18 protein-coding genes are annotated in these 18,741 nt (G+C 42.0%); 4 read left to right on the top strand and 14 right to left on the bottom strand.

Annotated elements, in window-relative coordinates; all coding sequences use genetic code 11:
- The first annotated feature begins 254 nt into the window (after positions 1-254).
- Positions 255-1,238: a class 1 fructose-bisphosphatase gene (locus ACHUET_RS09920; RefSeq protein WP_394212475.1), complete on the top strand. Its 984-nt coding sequence runs from the start codon at positions 255-257 to the stop codon at positions 1,236-1,238.
- Between the two features lie 105 nt (positions 1,239-1,343).
- Complete coding sequence (locus ACHUET_RS09915; protein WP_394212474.1) at positions 1,344-2,138, top strand: TrmH family RNA methyltransferase; 795 nt, start codon at positions 1,344-1,346, stop codon at positions 2,136-2,138.
- Between the two features lie 207 nt (positions 2,139-2,345).
- Here ACHUET_RS09915 and ACHUET_RS09910 read toward each other — a convergent pair whose 3' ends face one another.
- The 8 genes from ACHUET_RS09910 to ACHUET_RS09875 form a co-directional block, all read right to left on the bottom strand.
- Positions 2,346-3,278, bottom strand: a complete 933-nt coding sequence (locus ACHUET_RS09910) for an electron transfer flavoprotein subunit alpha/FixB family protein (protein WP_201549324.1) — start codon at positions 3,276-3,278, stop codon at positions 2,346-2,348.
- A 144-nt stretch (positions 3,279-3,422) separates the two neighbouring features.
- The gene (locus tag ACHUET_RS09905; protein WP_193011083.1) at positions 3,423-4,172 is read right to left on the bottom strand and encodes an electron transfer flavoprotein subunit beta/FixA family protein; all 750 of its coding nucleotides are present in this window, start codon (positions 4,170-4,172) and stop codon (positions 3,423-3,425) included.
- A 456-nt stretch (positions 4,173-4,628) separates the two neighbouring features.
- Complete coding sequence (locus ACHUET_RS09900) at positions 4,629-5,192, bottom strand: DUF421 domain-containing protein (RefSeq protein ID WP_394212472.1); 564 nt, start codon at positions 5,190-5,192, stop codon at positions 4,629-4,631.
- Between the two features lie 238 nt (positions 5,193-5,430).
- Positions 5,431-5,643: a cold-shock protein gene (locus ACHUET_RS09895; RefSeq protein ID WP_057758834.1), complete on the bottom strand. Its 213-nt coding sequence runs from the start codon at positions 5,641-5,643 to the stop codon at positions 5,431-5,433.
- A gap of 369 nt (positions 5,644-6,012) precedes the next feature.
- A complete protein-coding gene (locus ACHUET_RS09890; RefSeq protein WP_227517147.1) occupies positions 6,013-6,345 on the bottom strand; it encodes a hypothetical protein in 333 nt (110 codons plus the stop codon).
- 351 nt (positions 6,346-6,696) lie between these two features.
- Entirely contained in the window at positions 6,697-7,713 is a 1,017-nt protein-coding gene (ilvC, locus tag ACHUET_RS09885; protein ID WP_238038758.1) for a ketol-acid reductoisomerase, read from the bottom strand.
- A gap of 150 nt (positions 7,714-7,863) precedes the next feature.
- The gene (gene ilvN / locus ACHUET_RS09880; protein WP_075106943.1) at positions 7,864-8,361 is read right to left on the bottom strand and encodes an acetolactate synthase small subunit; all 498 of its coding nucleotides are present in this window, start codon (positions 8,359-8,361) and stop codon (positions 7,864-7,866) included.
- Positions 8,361-10,073 carry an acetolactate synthase 3 large subunit gene (locus ACHUET_RS09875; RefSeq protein WP_238038788.1) on the bottom strand — a complete coding sequence of 571 codons (1,713 nt, stop codon included), beginning with the start codon at positions 10,071-10,073 and terminating at the stop codon, positions 8,361-8,363. The genes ilvN and ACHUET_RS09875 overlap by 1 nt, the downstream gene beginning before the upstream one ends.
- A gap of 973 nt (positions 10,074-11,046) precedes the next feature.
- On the opposite strand from ACHUET_RS09875, the gene ACHUET_RS09870 reads away from it, so the two are divergent.
- Positions 11,047-11,544 (top strand): DUF4124 domain-containing protein, encoded by a 498-nt coding sequence (locus ACHUET_RS09870; RefSeq protein ID WP_201599227.1) that lies wholly within the window; start codon positions 11,047-11,049, stop codon positions 11,542-11,544.
- Between the two features lie 18 nt (positions 11,545-11,562).
- On the opposite strand, the gene ACHUET_RS09865 is transcribed toward ACHUET_RS09870, so the two are convergent.
- Positions 11,563-13,374 (bottom strand): NAD(P)H-hydrate dehydratase, encoded by a 1,812-nt coding sequence (locus tag ACHUET_RS09865; RefSeq protein WP_394212469.1) that lies wholly within the window; start codon positions 13,372-13,374, stop codon positions 11,563-11,565.
- Positions 13,375-13,622: 248 nt separating this feature from the next.
- Here ACHUET_RS09865 and queG point away from each other — a divergent pair, with 248 nt between their 5' ends.
- Positions 13,623-14,786 carry a tRNA epoxyqueuosine(34) reductase QueG gene (gene queG / locus ACHUET_RS09860; protein ID WP_394212467.1) on the top strand — a complete coding sequence of 388 codons (1,164 nt, stop codon included), beginning with the start codon at positions 13,623-13,625 and terminating at the stop codon, positions 14,784-14,786.
- A gap of 140 nt (positions 14,787-14,926) precedes the next feature.
- On the opposite strand, the gene lysM is transcribed toward queG, so the two are convergent.
- From lysM to rpmF, 5 genes are all read right to left on the bottom strand, one after another.
- Complete coding sequence (lysM, locus tag ACHUET_RS09855) at positions 14,927-15,436, bottom strand: peptidoglycan-binding protein LysM (RefSeq protein ID WP_201599224.1); 510 nt, start codon at positions 15,434-15,436, stop codon at positions 14,927-14,929.
- Positions 15,437-15,693: 257 nt separating this feature from the next.
- A complete protein-coding gene (gene acpP, locus ACHUET_RS09850) occupies positions 15,694-15,930 on the bottom strand; it encodes an acyl carrier protein (protein WP_058025368.1) in 237 nt (78 codons plus the stop codon).
- Between the two features lie 253 nt (positions 15,931-16,183).
- Complete coding sequence (gene fabG, locus ACHUET_RS09845; protein WP_238038754.1) at positions 16,184-16,912, bottom strand: 3-oxoacyl-ACP reductase FabG; 729 nt, start codon at positions 16,910-16,912, stop codon at positions 16,184-16,186.
- Positions 16,909-17,877, bottom strand: a complete 969-nt coding sequence (gene fabD, locus ACHUET_RS09840) for an ACP S-malonyltransferase (RefSeq protein WP_394212465.1) — start codon at positions 17,875-17,877, stop codon at positions 16,909-16,911. Before fabD ends, fabG begins: the two co-directional genes overlap by 4 nt.
- Before the next feature lie 424 nt (positions 17,878-18,301).
- A complete protein-coding gene (gene rpmF, locus ACHUET_RS09835) occupies positions 18,302-18,484 on the bottom strand; it encodes a 50S ribosomal protein L32 (RefSeq protein WP_057758809.1) in 183 nt (60 codons plus the stop codon).
- Between the last annotated feature and the right edge of the window lie 257 nt (positions 18,485-18,741).

The raw sequence follows: 18,741 nt of genomic DNA, 5'->3' as shown, positions 1-18,741 counted from the left end.
CAAATCCGACCAAAAACCGCCTCAGCAGACAATCAGAAAGCGTAAATAGACATGCTATATTCTCATAGAGAATAATTCTGACAAATCTATAAATGAATAACAATAGATATAGTGTAGCCGATTTTGTGGTCGGGACAAAGATACCGTATGAGCTATTTAAGAATTTACCCATTTAAGGTGTGCCGAATGCCGCCTATGGCCTTACTCTGAGACCATCCATTTTTTACTTTCCATACCCTTTATTAGGAAGCTTTATGACGACCTTAGCAGATTATCTAAACCAACATGCCACTAGCCCTGCACTCAACGACGTGATTACCACGGTTACTAATGTTGGTAAAACCATCTCACAATTACTTAGAAAAGGTGCTCTGGCAGATATTTTAGGCGAAGCTGGTAATCAAAACGTCCAAGGCGAAGATCAGAAAAAATTGGATGTGTTGGCGAACGATTTATTACTAGATGCCTTAGCAAAAAATACCCATTGCGCTGGTGTCGCGTCAGAAGAGCTCGATGACGCGACTCCTGCTAATGATGATGGTAGCCTACTGGTGTTATTTGACCCACTAGATGGCTCATCAAATATTGATATAAATATGGCAGTAGGTACGATTTTTTCTGTTTTGCCGTATGAGCGTCAAGGTCAAACCAGTGAAAACAGCGACTATCTACAGGCAGGTAACAAACAGTTAGCAGCAGGATACTTGTTATATGGCACCTCTACGGTACTGGCGTTGACCATCGCAGATAAGGTCTTGATGTTCAGCCTAGATCCAGAAACTGAAGACTATGTGCTGATAGAAGATAACGTGCAAATCGATGCCGATACGAGTGAATATGCGATCAATAGCTCAAATTATCGTTACTGGCGTGCACCGATGCAACAGTACATCGATGAGTTAATCGCTGGCGAGACAGGCGTACGTGGACGCGATTTCAATACCCGCTGGGTCGCCGCTATGGTTGGTGACGTCCATCGTATCTTATGCCGTGGTGGTCTGTTCACTTATCCGTTTGACACCAAATATGCTCATAAAGCGGGTAAACTACGCTTGATGTATGAAGCCAACCCAATGAGCTTATTGATTGAACGCGCGGGCGGCGGTGCGACAGACGCTGTCAATCGCATCTTAGATATCGAACCGACTGATATTCATCAGCGTGTACCTGTGGTACTCGGTAGCAAAAACGAAGTCAATTATGTTAAAGACTTACACGTCAATTATTCTGAAAAATAATTGATTGACGCACCTGTTAAGAACGGCCAGCAGAATACTAAATTAATCATAGATATTTTGCTGGTCGTTTAAATAACCCCTTTACTCTTCTCTAAGCGATCCACTATGGTATTAAATCCCACCGAGCTGATTACCTCAGATAAGAACACAACCGTGAAGCTTGTAAAAGCACTGTTGTCCCAAGCACGCCAGCGTAAAAAGAACGGTCAGACAGTCATAGAAGGTGTCCATTTGATAGATGCTGCGCTGCGTAGTGACTATCCTTTTGCACAGATACTACTGTCTGAGTCAGCGCGTAGCCACCCTGAAGTTCAGCAGGTATTGACTCGCCTGCCCACTTATACGCCTATTCTTACTTTGTCAGATGCACTTTACGAGAGTATTCGTAGCTTGGGTACAGGCATCGATATTATGGCGATTATCAAAGTACCAACGCCTAGCCTATCAATGATCGATGAGGACTGCTTGATCCTGAATGATGTACAGGATAGTGGAAACGTTGGTACACTGCTACGCACAGCAGCAGCGGTTGGCATCCGCAATATTCTATGTACCAGTGCTACCGCGCAAGCTTGGTCTCCCAAGACGCTACGGGCAGGCATGGGTGCACAGTTTGCGCTGACTATCTATGAGGGCTTGAGTACGCAAGATATTTTAGATCACGTACAAGTGCCACTGTTGGCGACTAGCTCACACACAGATACTATCATTTACGATCACGATCTATCTGCGCCTGTGGCGTGGATTATGGGTCATGAAGGCCAAGGGGTTTGTGACGAGCTAATGCAGTGTGCCACGCCGATAGCCTTACCGCAGCCAAATGGTCAAGAGAGCTTAAATGTCGCGATTGCAGGGTCTTTATGTCTGTATGAGACCTTGCGTCAGAGACAGTATTCTTAGCGTCCATTTATAACTGCTATCAAAATCCTTTCTGTAAAGCATAAAAAAAACCCACTATCATTTAATAGTGGGTTTTTTATTATCTGTCTACTACTGATATAGTCAAAGAAGTCTAAAACGGATACAAGGCAGCCGACTGCAGATTGTACAAGTAGTACATCTAAGGAGGGTAACGCCGTAGCCGTTTAATAGCTCTGTGACTATATATTATACTTTGCTAGTTAGCTCAGGCAGTGCTTCGAATAAATCAGCTTCTAAGAAGTAATCAGCAACGCTCGCGATAGGTGCTTCTGGGTCATTGTTGATAGCAACGATGACTTTAGAATCTTTCATACCAGCCAAATGCTGAATCGCGCCTGAGATACCAGCGGCGATGTATAGCTGCGGTGCAACGATTTTACCCGTTTGACCGACCTGCATATCATTTGGTACATATCCTGCATCAACAGCCGCACGTGATGCACCAACAGCTGCGCCTAGTTTGTCAGCCAATGGCTCGATATATTTGGTGAAGTTTTCACCATTTGCCAAGGCACGACCACCAGAAACAACGATACCAGCTGAGGTCAATTCTGGACGATCAGATTTAGCCATTTCTTCGTTCACAAAGCTAGCTTTACCAGTTTCTTGTACGTTGTCAATAGTTTCAACAGTCGCTGAACCGCCTTCGCTTGCTACTGGGTCAAACGCAGTCGTACGTACAGTTAGTACCACTTTGTCTTCTGTCGTTTTTACGGTTGCCGTTGCATTACCTGCATAGATAGGACGCTCAAACGTTTGCGCATCTACCACACCTGAGATTTCAGACAGCATGCTGACGTCAAGTAACGCTGCAACGCGTGGCATAAAGTTTTTACCAGTCGTGGTCGCAGCTGCTAGGATATGGCTGTAATCACCAGCGACATCAGCAACCAATAGCGCCACATTGCCCGCCAGTTGATGCTCATAGGCTGCATTGTCAGCTAATAGTACTTTCGTCACGCCTTCTGCTTTTGCTGCTTCATCAGCGACTGCTTGAGCACCACTACCCGCTACTAATACATGGATGTCGCCACCGATTTGCTTAGCAGCAGCGATGGTGTTCAAAGTTGCCTTTTTTAGACTGGCATTGTCATGTTCTGCATATACCAAAATTGCCATGGTTTTAATCCTTTATTTATTCGTATTATCTATTCATGCGGTTGTTTGTGTACAAAGCTATTTGAGCGACTATTATTCAATATGAAACAAATCAGTCAAATGGATAGCCTTGTACAGGATATGCCGTAACGAAGCGTCAAATCATTAAATGACTTTTGCTTCATTTCTTAGCTTATCAACCAACTCATCAACTGACCCTACTGTAATACCAGCTTTGCGTTCAGCAGGTGGCACGACTTTAATAATTTCTTGCTTAGATGTCATATCGACACCGAAATCCGCTGGCGTTTTTTCATCAAGCGGCTTTTTCTTCGCTTTCATGATGTTAGGCAGTTTCGCATAACGTGGCTCATTCAAACGTAGATCAGTCGTGATAACCGCTGGTAAATCAAGAGCAACCGTTTGTAGGCCGCCATCGATTTCACGCGTGACGTTGACTTTGTCGCCTTCAACCTTCACTTCTGAGGCAAACGTACCCTGACCGATACCCATCAATGCCGCTAGCATCTGACCCGTTTGGTTGTTGTCGTCATCAATCGCTTGTTTACCCAACAAGATAATATCAGTGCTTTCTGTTTCAGCGATACTTTTTAGAATCTTGGCAACTTGTAGTGGATACGGTTTTTCGTCACTCACGACTAAAACGCCACGATCAGCACCCAATGCTAGGGCTGCACGAATTTGCTCTTGCGACTCTTTTGGACCGATAGACGCGACGATGATTTCATCAATGACGCCAGCTTCTTTTAGACGAACGGCTTCTTCTACTGCAATCTCATCAAAAGGGTTAATCGACATTTTGGTGTTTGATAGATCAACGCCAGAGTTATCGGCTTTTACACGAACTTTTACGTTATAATCAATGACACGCTTGACCGCTACTAATGCTTTCATACGTTCCTCGTTTATTAATGTTATGAATTAAAAAATATCAGTTAAGAACCAAATTTTCGTTGTGGTTCAAATCGTCGTTCAAAATACTACTCAAGGTTATTACTATATCAACAGATGTATAACTAATTAAGAAAAATAAGCCAATATTCGAAATTATATTAGCATTGCACTTCTTACGAATAAAATCTGCTAAAGCTAAGCCAACCGTTATTATCAGACCTATGTATCTTGCGTCAGCCTGCAGATAAGGTCAAGACAACGCCGTGAATAATGCGTCATAAATTTGTCACTATTCTATAATAAATAGTTTATAAGCACGTGATCTGGTGGTTTTTGTTTAATAATAGCCTTAAGAGTCCTCACCTTTATAGCACTCTCAATGGTATGTTTATTTAATATTTTGTTATTATTTATTTCTTAGGGCTCAACTGATAGCAATCACCAAGAACCCAACATCTATACGTCGCTGTCTTTGCTAGAGCTCATTAACAACTCACTATCACGTATGTCATCGAACAATGCCCAGTCAGGGGTCACACCATTATTTTTGATGACACTCATATTGCCTGTCGTTTCCATAATGACGGCAAATATCTCCGTCTTGGCTTTGATACCATTTTTGCGCAGCACCTCCTGGACGTCACTAGTACTTAAGTTTGCCTCTTTCAAATTATCTGCAAAGTACTCGCCATGCGCCATGAGTATAATAGCCCGATTGTCTATCAGCGCTTTTAGTGGCTTTACCTTGCGTCTGATAACTGAAATGGTGCCTTGAATCAAAAACAACATGGCAACTGCAAACAATCCTTGCAGAAGAGACGGCTTGTCAGCCAATACAGTCGACGCTAATATACTGCCAATGCCGACCGTCATTGCAAAATCATGGCTTGATAGCTTGGAGAAACTACGTAGACCCATCAATCGGGTACAGAGCATCAAACCAATATAGAAACCCACCGCAGATAAAGAAATACCTAGTGCTTGTTGCCCGTCAATTGAAAACCAAGTTTCCCATTTCATAATAGAACCTTATTTATTATTGAGTCAGTACCTATTATGAACTGATAATTATTAAGAAAATCAATCAGACGCTACTTCAGACAAAATGATATAAAAAAAGCAACCTGATGAGAGGTTGCTTTTTTTTAAAGTCGATACAGTATTTTTATTGTTTTAACAAACAAAGTAATCAATGCATATTGATAATCTTATTGTTATTAAGCTTACTGAAAGTCAGTTAACTTAATAGTAAATGAGATTAGATAGCTTCGATTTGCTCAGCTTGTGGGCCTTTTTTGCCATCACCTAAGATGAAAGACACTTTTTGGCCTTCGGCTAGAGTTTTGAAACCGTTACCTTGGATAGCGCTGTAGTGAGCGAATACGTCTTGTCCGCCATTGTCTTGAGCGATAAAACCAAAACCTTTAGCTTCATTAAACCACTTTACAGTGCCTTCAACTTTATCTGACATAAATTTTCCTGACTCTTTAACTGTTGGCGAGACTTGTGTCATCACCGATTAATTGATATATACCCATGCATCTTTTGCTGAACGCTACGGTTCAAAATTTCAAATAATCTAAGAGAAAACCTGAATTTTTTACCTCAAATACTTTGAGTACAATCTGATTATAACAGTTTTCTATACAGGTAACAGTCTAAATTGATGATTTTTGTAAATAAATTCTAGCTATTAGAACCTATTAAAATAGATAGCATTTTTGCCGTTATCACATTGATATTAAATAAATTTCTAACATCTGAATATTAGGCTGTATTTATGGAGGCATCGTTAAATACAAAAAGAAAGACCGTTATAGGCCAAAAACTCAGTCATTGCCTATTGCAATATCGGCAACCATGGTGAACTTAATACAAGCAAACATAGCCCAAAAAATATCAACGAAAACGACTGACTATACGCAATGTATTTGGCCGGTATGACCAAGTCTTTAGGAGAATCAGGGATACCTTTGCGCTTTAATAGTCGCGTACCGTAGACCCAACCAAAAGTCGTGTAAATGCCATAAGCGGCAGGTACAGCAATCGCGAGCGGTGCCAAATCAATCACGTATAGGACAACTACAGAGATAAAGAACCAGATGGTATCTAAGATTGAACTGATTTGGAAAAACTTAGATTTGGGCAGTTTACCATCGGTTTTCTTAAGCATTTCCCCTTCTATCCAAATTAAAACTGCTACTACAGCGCTAAGAGTAATATACACGAATTGCGGCGTTAGCCAGTCTGGATAAGATATTTGCACAACATACAACCTGTAATCTATAGAAAATATGAATGAGGACTCATCTACTTTGATGACTCAAAGATAAGTAAGCACAGTAAAAGCCCATCGGTTAACGTGAAGATGCCTGCCTATATTGGGCAGGTATTAATGGTTTTCAACCAACACATATAGCGGTGTAACCATATGCTAAAAGTAGGATATAAAAAACCCGTGCTATCAGGTGATAACACGGGCTAATTAACAAACTATCAAATACTCTATTTAAGTAGTATCGAATTAGTTTTTGTCTTTGTCGATGATTTTGTTACCACCAATCCAAGGCATCATGCCACGCAGCTTGGCACCAGTAGTCTCAATTTGATGCTCGGCATTGTTACGACGACGCGCAGTCATTGATGGGTAGTTGGTTGCGCCTTCAGAGATGAACATTTTCGCGTATTCACCAGACTGAATGCGTTTTAGCGCGTTACGCATGGCTTCACGCGACTGCTCATTGATGACTTCAGGACCAGTGACATATTCGCCGTATTCAGCGTTGTTACTGATTGAATAGTTCATGTCAGCGATACCGCCTTCATACATCAAATCAACGATTAGCTTGAGCTCATGCAAGCACTCGAAGTAAGCCATTTCTGGAGCATAGCCTGCTTCTGTTAGCGTCTCAAAGCCCATTTTGACTAGCTCTACTGCACCGCCACAAAGAACCGCTTGCTCACCGAACAAGTCAGTTTCAGTCTCATCTTTAAATGTGGTTTCGATGATGCCTGAACGACCACCACCAACACCAGCAGCGTATGATAGTGCTAACTGTTTGGCTTGACCTGAAGCGTCTTGATAGATTGCGATAAGATCAGGGATACCACCGCCTTTAGTAAACTCTGAACGTACGGTATGACCTGGTGCTTTTGGCGCAACCATAATCACATCTAGATCGCCACGTGGTACCACTTGGTTATAATGGATCGCAAAGCCATGAGCGAAAGCCAATGTCGCGCCTTCTTTGATGTTCGGCTCGATGACGTCGTTATAAAGCTCTTTTTGGAATTCATCAGGCGTCAAAATCATGATTACGTCAGCAGCCTTTACGGCTTCTTCTACTTCAGCAACTTTTAGACCCGCATTTTCAGCTTTTTTCCATGAACCTGAGTTGGCACGTAGACCAACCGTTACATCAACGTCTGAGTCTTGTAGGTTAAGCGCATGAGCATGGCCTTGTGAACCATAACCGATAATAGCAACTTTTTTACCTTGGATAATTGATAGATCACAATCTTTGTCATAAAAAACGTTCATAAATAGAGTCCTTGTCCTCAATCATGGCGTACCATGGATAGTAGGCGCTTATACTGTAATCGATATAGTGACTAAGATAAGCGCTTTGTTGATTTAGATAAATAGTTTTTAATTAAAATATAGCTTGATTAAAATAGGTCGTAATAAATACTAAGTGCTAAGTGTTTTTTCGCCGCGAGCAATACCAATCACACCCGAGCGAACCACTTCCATAATACGCTCACGTCCAAGTACGTCAATAAAGCCATCAAGTTTTGCTTTATCACCAACGATTTGAATCGTATACAAGTTGGCATTCACATCGACAATCTGTGCGCGGAAAATATCTGCGCTGCGTTTCACCTCTTCACGTACGCTACCAGTCGCTCGTACTTTGATCAGCATCAATTCACGCTCAACGTGTACATTCTCTGTCAGATTATGCACTTTAACCACTTCAATCAATTTATGCAATTGTTTGGTGATTTGTTCGATTCTTTCTGGTGAAGTAATGGTCGTCAACGTCAGACGTGAAATACTTGGGTCATCAGTAGGCGCGACGTTTAGCGTTTCGATATTGTAGCCACGCTGTGAGAACAAGCCGACTAGACGCGACAACGAACCCGCTTCGTTTTCCATCAATACCGAAATCAGATGTTGTTGTTGCATTAGGTACGCTCCCCTTTTGTTAACCACATATCACGCATTGCCTGTCCAGCGATTTGCATCGGATATACATGCTCATTACGATCGACATAAACATCGATAAATACCAGTTTGTCTTTCATTGCCATGGCTTCAGCCAACTGTGCTTCCATGGTCGCAGGATCAGTAATCTTGATACCGACGTGACCATAACTTTCAGCCAATTTGACAAAGTCTGGTAAGGAGTTCATATAAGACTGAGCATGGCGACCTTCATACAGCATGTCCTGCCACTGCTTGACCATGCCTAGCTGTGCGTTATTCAAGTTCAGGATCTTGACTGGCAAGTTGTATTGTAAGCAAGTTGACAGCTCTTGGATATTCATCTGAATAGAGCCTTCGCCTGTGATACACACTACATCACGCTCAGGATTGGCAAGCTTTGCTGCCATGGCATACGGCAAACCAACACCCATCGTACCTAGACCACCTGAGTTCAGCCATTGGCGAGGCTCATTGTAAGTGTAGTAAAGGGCTGCAAACATCTGATGTTGACCGACGTCACTGGTGATAATTGCATTGCCATCTGTGACCTTGCACAGGGCTTGTACAGCGCTTTGTGGCTTAATACCATTATCTGTACTGGTGTCATAACGCAGACCATGACGCTTACGCCATTCGTTGATCTGTGACCACCAATCGAGCAATGCGTGTTGCTCTAATTGCTTATCTTCTCCAACGATCTCTAGCATATCGGTTAAGACAGATTTTACATCGCCAACGATAGGAATATGCGCAAGAATGGTTTTTGAGATCGAAGCAGGATCGATGTCGATATGAATAATCGTCGCATTCGGACAGAATTTTTTGACGTTATTGGTCACACGGTCATCGAAACGCGCACCAACTGCCAAGATAACATCGGCGTGATGCATGCTCATGTTGGCTTCATAAGTACCATGCATACCAAGCATACCTAGGAACTGACGATCAGAGCCTGGGAACGTACCAAGACCCATCAATGTGTTGGTCACTGGCAAGTTCAGACGATGAGCAAGGTCGGTTAGCTCTTCGTGGGCATTACTCCAAATCACACCACCGCCTGCATATACGACAGGGCGCTGGGCAGATAGTAGTGTCTCGACTGCCTTTTTGATCTGACCACTATGACCTTTGAGTGAAGGCTGGTAAGAGCGTATAAATACCTCTTCTGGATACTCATAGGCGAACTTTTCACTAGGAGCAGTCATGTCTTTTGGCACGTCAATGACAACAGGGCCTGGGCGTCCAGACTGTGCAATATAAAAGGCTTTTTTGACAATCATCGGAATTTCGCTAGCATGGCGCACCTGAAAACTATGCTTAACGATCGGACGTGATACACCAACCATATCCGTTTCTTGGAAAGCGTCTTCCCCGATTAGGCTACTTGGCACCTGACCTGAAATCACTACCATCGGTACTGAATCCATAAAAGCTGTCGCAATAGCGGTCACCGTATTGGTCGCACCAGGTCCTGAGGTTGCCAATACAACCCCCGTCTCACCAGTAACTCGTGAATAAGCATCTGCCATGTGACCAGCAGCCTGCTCATGGCGCACTAAGATGTGCTCAATGGCTTCTTGCTGAAACAGCGCATCATAAATATGCAGAACAGCACCGCCTGGATAACCAAAGATATATTTGACACCTTCGTCTGTCAGCGCTTGTACCAGCATTTCAGCGCCCGATAGCATCACAGGCTGTGAGCTGCCTTCTGCAAGACGTTGCTGCTTTTCTTCAAAATTTTTGGCGGCATTACCCGTTTGGGTATGTCCCGTCATATTCGGACTTTGCGTGGTTTGCGTCACTGTCATCACCTTTTTTTGCGGCGAGGATTTGCGGTATTCTATGACAAGAGATAATCCCATATAGGTATTACTTCCAAACTCATAAAATGATCGCTAATCCTTGTCCATATCAAGAATATTTGCCTATCATATTTAAGTAACGTTGTTTTTTAAGACAGCAAATTACTCAAACACAGCAATGTATTTAAGGTCAGCTTTGTGATGGATGTTTATCGATATACAGTGACAAGATGCGGGCGCACCTATAAAGAAGCTTATTATTGAGTATTCATGCAAGCAAGTACGGATAATAAATTCATTGATACAGATGCATCGATATAGATGAAATGACTTTTATAGCCAAATACGGTGTCACAAGTTCAGTAGAACTGATGACAAGGCATCAAAAAAATCTCATACCTAATATTATATCGTGTTTCATACAACTGCTAGAATCACATTTAGCACATGTCAAATAATAAGTTTATCTTAGTCATTGTAGACAGATAAGTCCGGAGACGATGATTAGCTATCAATAGTAATCGTTCTGCTACTATATCTGCTATATCATTATCACAAAGGAAATAAAACTGCGTAAGCTACCGATAAGTAACCCGTAGTTCTCATTCTCAAGTGCCACGGCAATATCGTAAAAGCCGCTCACTGACCAATCAACTTCTATTATATTCGATTGTTTGTCTGTTATTGTCAAGAAAAACTTCTAAAGCCTATCCCAAACTATTAGTTATTAAATAATATACATTGATAAGTATTATTTGCTAAAATTGGAAGTCAATACATTAGTGCTGCCAATAAAGTGCTCAAATGTTATATTTACCCTTATACAAATTTGCTTTTATAAAACAAGAGGATTGCTGCTATGGCATATGCGTCTAAAATAGCTACCGCTACCAAACTGCTAACAAGTACTGCGTGTATGCTAATGCTGTCCATGAATGCCAGTCAGGCTATTCAAGTTTACAAATCCATTGGCGCACATGGCGAAGTTAAATATAGCCAGCACGCACCGCAAAATGGTAAAAATATTGAATTGATTGAGTTTCGTAGTGACGGTAGACAAAACAACGCTGGAGAAATGGCAGGCAAAACAGATGCCAGCCAAAGCAACAATACTCAAACGGCAGAAGAGCAGCGTGTAGCAGCGCTCGAAGCACGTATTAAAGAACAAGAAGCGCAAGCCAATGCCCAGCGCTGTCAATCACTGCGTAACAACCTAACCAACTTAAATGTTGGCGGCCGTATCTATGAGATGGATGCAAATGGCAAGCGTCAGTACTTAGATGGCCGTGAGATTGAGCTAAAACGTGAGCGTGTACAGCAGGCAATCGACCAATATTGTGGCAGCGCTACGACCTAATTTTTATGCTAATGATGACTACTTAATCATCATTAATTGCATAACATGACGAATGGCTGCTGGCATATCTTGAGCTTGTAGCCCTCGTTGTCCAGTCAATAGCTTATTGTCACTATAATATTCCCTACCTTGATTGACCAGTGTGTCCCCTGCAAACCCATGAATAAGCACTGCCTGAGATAAACTGCGCGACTCTGCTGCTAAGTCTTGTTGTGCTAATAATCCAGCAGTCACTCCAGATAGAATATCACCCATGCCAGCGGTTGCCATACCAGCATTGCCCGCATCACAAACATATACTTGTGTTCGTCCTGATTTTTGCTCCAAAACTAGCGACCCTGCTCCCTTTAATACCCAGTCACCACCATAAACCGCTGCGCATTTTTTTATGGCTTGCAATCTATAACTTTCTACCTCGCTTATTTTTTGATCGAGCAATCTAGCCGCTTCGCCGCTATGCGGTGTCAAGCAAACTCGATGATTGATGCTATATTCGCGAAGCTCTGTTACCAATTCATGGTTGTCCGTTTGTAGCGATGCCAAATGATAAAGACCGTCTGCATCGATCACTATTGATTTTTCATGAGCTATCGCAGTCTGTATGTAGTCGATAAACAGCGCCTTTGCTTTTTCATCACGGCCCAATCCCATACCAATAGCGACAACACTGGCTTGCTCAATCAGTGCCTTTACCCCATTTGCGTCATGCAAATTAATTGTCATCGCATCTGGCAGTGACGTTAATAATGCACCATGAAAAGCCTCATGACAGGCAACGGTTATTTTACCAGCGCCAGTTGCCATGGTGCTTGAGGCAGACAGTATCGCAGCACCGCCCATCCCTTGAGAGCCATCAACGCGATTTCCACCGATGATTAGCGCATGACCGTAGCTACCTTTGTAACTGTTTTGGCGGCGCGACTTCATACTATGTGCAGCCGTCAGTAGTATGGCAACAGGTTCAAATGTTTCAATAGCATTTTTATCAGATATTTTGTGAGGTCTAGCTGTTTGATAAGGTATTAACGGTATATTTATTATATCTCCGCTATAATCCGTACCGTCTTTGGTATGCAAACCAAATTTGCGTGCAATCAGGCATAAGGTGACATCAGCTTGTACTGCTACACAATCGAACACCTCACCAGTAGAAGCCACCAACCCACTTGGAATATCGACGGCGACCGCTAGTGCGTTTTGTTGCTGAGTGGTACGATTAAAAGTACTAATAGCCTCTTTATAGACACCTTCTGGCGCACGATCCAGCCCAATCCCAAACAGTGCATCAATATAAACATCAGCTGATAAAGCCATTTTTTCTGAATCATTATGGCTGCTATGAATCTCTTCGAAGCGTTGATAATGACAGTTGGCAGACAGGGCTATCTGTAGCGCTTTGGCTGCATCAGTCATATTGCTACTGTCGCTGTCTTTGCTGTTAGAAGTGACTGATTTATCATCAATAACAAAATCATTTTTATCAAAACCAACAGCAATGACCTCTACTTGCCAGCCAGCTTGTTGCAGATAGTGAGCAATGAGCCAACCATCCCCGCCATTATTACCCTTACCTACCCAAATACTTACTCGGCGCAAACGCTCCGTACGATGATAAACGTTGGTATTATCAGAATGATTAGCATGGAGACACTTTTGTTCATGAAGCAGCTCTATCTGCTGTGCCATTTGCCAAGCTGCTTGTTGCATCAATCCAAAGCTATCATATCCTTGAGCAAACCACGCTTGCTCCATGGCATAAATTTGCTCACTACTATAAAGCGCAACGGGTTTTGTATTTTTTATCGTTGATAAATTGCTCCAGTTTTTCATTTATTATCCTCGGCCATGTTTTTCTGATATTTTTATGGTGTTGAAAGTCTAGTGGCTCACCTTTGGTATCAGCTTAGCAAAAGCTTGTGTCTACTTATGTATCAATATGAATGTGAGTTTATTTTCTTTTCTACTTGCGCTTATCGCTCACTGGCTTATCATAAACGCTATTCATAGGATCGCTGATTGTGAGATGTGAATAATCTGATCAACCCAAACAACCAGACAGCCAATAAGCCTCTATCTATATGCCTACCGATAAAAACAAAATTGCCGTTAGTAACTCAACAGTCTTTGCAACAACAGCAGATGTTAAACAATGGATCAAAACCCAAGCACAAACGTTAGGATTTGCTGATTGTGGGTTTCTATCTGTCCATCATCCACTGTTTGCTAAGCAAGTCGAACAACTACAGAAGTGGCTGGATAAAGGCTATGAGGGTCAATTGCAGTTCATGCACAACAACCATCATCTGCGTGCTCATCCTGAACAATTGGTAGATGGCGCAAAGACCATTGTTAGTGTACGTATGGATTATCTCACCCAAGCCCCGACGCCACGTGCTGTCACAGATAATGACCATCCCAACCAAGGCATCATTGCACGTTATGCAAGAGGTCGTGACTATCATAAGACAATGCGCAGCCGTTTAAAGCAATTGGCGCTGAATATCGAGGCCATGCTTCCTGAATGGCAACATCTCGATATTGGTTCAGATAAAGAGTTTGTTTTTAGACCCTTTAGTGATTCTGCGCCTATCTTTGAGCGGCCTATTGCTGATGCTGCTGGTCTGGGCTGGACAGGTAAGCATACGTTATTAATAAATAAACAAGCTGGTTCGTTTTTTGTGCTGGGTGAGCTGTTTTTGAGCTTAGAGCTTCCCGATGATCAGCCTGTTAAAGAGCATTGTGGCAGTTGCAGTGCTTGTATTGATGTATGCCCTACCCAAGCAATTGTAGCGCCTTATGAGCTCAATGCCTCTGCCTGCATTTCTTATTTAACGATTGAGCACGATGGTGTTATTGATACCAAGTATCGACGCGCGATTGGCAATCGAGTCTTTGGCTGTGATGACTGTCAGCTGATCTGTCCGTGGAATCGTTATGCCAATCTGACTACTGTTGAGGACTTCGCACCGAGGCATGGTCTCGATAACAGCAGTTTGCTTGAATTATGGCAATGGCAAGAAGCAGATTTTTTGAAAAATACACAAGGAAGCCCGCTCAGACGCACAGGCTATATCAATTTTTTACGTAATATCGCGATTGGTCTTGGCAATGCCAATGCCAGTTTGGAAGTGGTTGAGCAGTTAAAATCTAAGCTCACCATACATAGTGCTATGCTGGACGAGCATATCGAGTGGGCATTGGATGAGCAACAAAAAAAGCTGAAGGACTGTATCCAAGTCTAAATATCTCAAGTATTCGCTACTATTGGAACTTCATATCTATTGCTATATCCTTTTAAATAATAAAAAAGCCTCTTTTATAAGAAGCTTTTTTTATCATCGGTTTTTTGTACCGATTATTTATTGCTTGTATCGTCAGTTTATTACGGCTTAGGGATACGTAACACTTGACCTGGATAGATTTTATCTGGGTCAGATAGCATTGGCTTGTTGGCTTCAAAGATTTTCATATAATCGCCAGATTCACCGTAAACGTCTTTAGCAATCTTAGATAGACTATCGCCAGATTTCACCGTATACATCGTCGACTCAGGTGCATCTTCTTCAATATCGATATTGTCAATGACCTTAGCAACGTTTTGGACGTTACCAATAGCAATAATCGCTTTTTCACGATCAGCTTGAGTCTTAGCATTACCGCTAATTTCTGCCGTGTCTGTAGAACCATTATACTTGATTTTTAAATTACTGATATTTAGGTTCTGTTGCTGAATACGACGTAGCAAAATGTTAGCAACTGATTGAGCTGAAGGCTCACTGCTCTTCACCGGTGTATTGGCGTCTGCCTTGGTTTCTGTCTTAGCGTCATGCTTTTCGTCATCACGATTAAAGATTTTATCACCGATATCTTTTGCAAAACTGAACATACCCATATAACTGCTCCTTGAAATATTATTATTTATTATTCATATTTATTTTCGATGATGTGGTACTTAACATCACTGTGCTTTGTACTGTTTACCATGATGAGTATAGACAAAGGGACCAAACGTGAATAGTAAGAGTATGTTGAGTAATGTTAATTGACGTAGCTTATGTTAATGCAACCAATAAATTAAATCACGCTCATAAAAAAACCGCCTATCTATTAAGATAAGCGGCATTATAAAATCGCTAAACGAATAGCAAATTATAGCTGGGCTTGTACGTAATCAATTGCTTTTTGAACAGTAGTCAATTCTGCAGAGTCTTCGTCAGGGATAGTGATACCAAAATCACTTTCAAAAGACATAACCAATTCGACTAGGTCAAGTGAATCTGCACCTAGATCTTCCATGAATGAAGCATCGTTGTTGATGTCTTCAATGTTCATGCCTAGTTGCTCTGCTACTGCTGATTTTACTCTTAGCTCGATATCATTACTCATATAGATCACTCCGTTATCATCTATTATTTTTAATAAACTGCTATAGCGCCTCATTTAAGCTCTGTAGCATGGTATATAAAATGTGTTTGCCAGACGAGCATTGCTGTCTGAGTACTCTATGACTTGTTACACAGTCTGTCTAATAAAGCCCTGCTATAATACAGGGCTTTGAATCAAAAGTATTCGTTATTATAACACCCTTTATTATAGTTTACACTCGTTCACACAGTTTTTTATTATAACTATGTAACGCCTACATATACATGCCACCATTGACCGGAATAACTGCACCGGTGATGTAGCTAGCTTCATCACTGGCTAGGAAATGCACTGCTGCTGCGATGTCTTCTGGTTGACCAAGACGGCTGATAGGAACGGCATCTAGCATAGAATTTAATAGGCGCTCGTCGAGCTCATCTGTCATATCAGTCTCGATCAAACCTGGTGCCACGCAGTTGATAGTCACTTGGCGTGAGCCGATTTCACGTGCAAGCGTACGGCTGAATCCTTCTACACCAGCTTTAGTCGCAGCATAGTTAGATTGACCTGCATTACCCATTTGAGCAACAACAGAGGTAATATTAATAATACGACCACGGCGTGCTTTCATCATACCGCGTACTGCGCGTTTACTCATGCGATAAACTGAGGTCAAGTTCGTATCGATGACATTTGACCAGTCATCGTCTTTCATACGCATTAGTAGACCGTCTTGCGTGATACCTGCATTGTTGACCAATACTTGTACCGCACCATAGACGCTTTCGATCTCTTCGAACAATTTATCAATTTGAGCAGTATCACGTACATCTAAGACGCGACCGATACCACCAGTATCATGAAGATAGTCATTAATCAATTCAGCACCTTTTTCAGTGGTTGCTGTTCCAATGACAAAATGTCCTTCTTTAGCAAAGCGTTTAGCAACGGCCTTTCCAATACCACGGCTCGCGCCAGTCACTAATGTAATCGTACGACTCATGATAACACCTCTAATAATTTCTCTAGACGGGCAGGCTTGTCAGTAGGATAGCTTGTAATTGGCTGTGCTTGACGCTTAGCCAAGTTACTGAGCACATTACCGCTGCCACATTCGATTAATATGTTAATTTGCTTATCAGCCAGCTCTTGCATGGTTTTTGACCATAATACAGGCTCACTCAACTGTTCAGTCAATGCTTGCTTGATACCGACTGCACTGGTTTCAACGCGCGCATAACGATTTTGAATCACAGGAATGGTCGCTTGATCAAATTGAATACCTGCTAATATCTCAGCTAAGGCATTACTTGCTGGCTCCATTAATGCACAATGAGATGGCACACTCACTTTTAGGGGCACAGATTTTTTGCCCGTATTTTTCACTTTGTCGATTACAGCGTTAACGCCAGCAGCATTACCCGAGATCACTACCTGTCCTGGGCTGTTGAAGTTAGCAGCGCCAACTATGGCACCCTCGACATGCTCTGTTGCTTGCTCACACAGATTTTCGACTCGATTATCTTCAAGTCCTAACACGGCAGCCATAGCAGTATCGACACCTACAACAGCCTCTTGCATCAACTGACCGCGCTTATGCACTAGGGTGACGGCATCACCAAGCGATATCACATTGGCAGCACACAGGGCGCTGTACTCGCCTAGAGAGTGACCAGCTAGATAGCAAGGCGTCTCTTCTATTTTTTGTTGTAAGACACGCCAAATGGCAATGCTAGCTGTCAGTAGCGCTGGCTGAGTATATTGAGTTTGATTGAGTTTTTCTTCATCTTGACAGATTGCCCATAAATCCTCACCAAGCGCTTCACTCGCTTCGGTAAATGTATCGCGTATCTCTGGATAGATTTCAGCAAGCTCACTTGTCATCGCGACTGCTTGAGATCCTTGTCCAGGAAAAATGACCGCGATACGAGCGGGTTGCTTTTTTACCATATCGGGTACAGAAGCCATAACCAATATTCCTTATCTGATTAGAAATATCCCTAAAACAATGGGGTGTATTATATTATTAGATGTGATACAAAGCCGTTAGTTCAATTATTTGTATAAGAAAACGGATTGTCAGTAAACTATACACTGACACACACTATTATCATAGCGGATGCAGACCAAACAACGATAGGAAAACACGATACCAATCAAAAGCACTAACGATATGAGTACGCTTTTCTATCTGCTAAAAATAAAAAGTCATCTAAGCAGTGAGTTTAGTCATAAATAACAAAAAGCCAAGTTATCCAGCCACATAATATATGATAGCGAAATAACTTGGCTTTTTTTAGCTCAAAGCTTATTGACTAATGAAAGCTAGACAAATATAACAACAGTCACCAGTACTGTTACTACTTTACCTAGCTATCATAGGACCAATGTCTTAGGCATCTTGACTAACTTTGAATAGCTGACGACCACGGTAGAAACCATCTTTAGTCATGTGATGACGACGATGTTTTTCACCAGTAGTAGCATCTACGCTTAGTTCAGCAATTTCCATACGGTGATGTGAACGGCGCATGTCACGACGAGAACGGCTTTTACGACTTTTTTGAACAGCCATGATATAGCTCCTATACTTAAAAGGGATAAGCTTGAAATTCAGCTTTAGTCGATACTGACAGAGGCTATATAATCACAACAACCTAAGTCTGAAGCATCATTAGTTAAATAGATTGTTACTTACATAAAGCGCTAACTATGTCTGAAATTTATGAAAAATTTACCTAGTCAGCTTCTATCAGCACGCAACAGGTTGCTCGAATGCAATAAACCGGACATTATACGCATGTTTATTAGATTAATAAAGCCCTGCCTTGC

The organism is Psychrobacter piscatorii (assembly GCF_043641605.1).
GTDB lineage: Bacteria > Pseudomonadota > Gammaproteobacteria > Pseudomonadales > Moraxellaceae > Psychrobacter > Psychrobacter piscatorii_C.
This window is presented reverse-complemented; position numbering and strand designations above follow the sequence as displayed.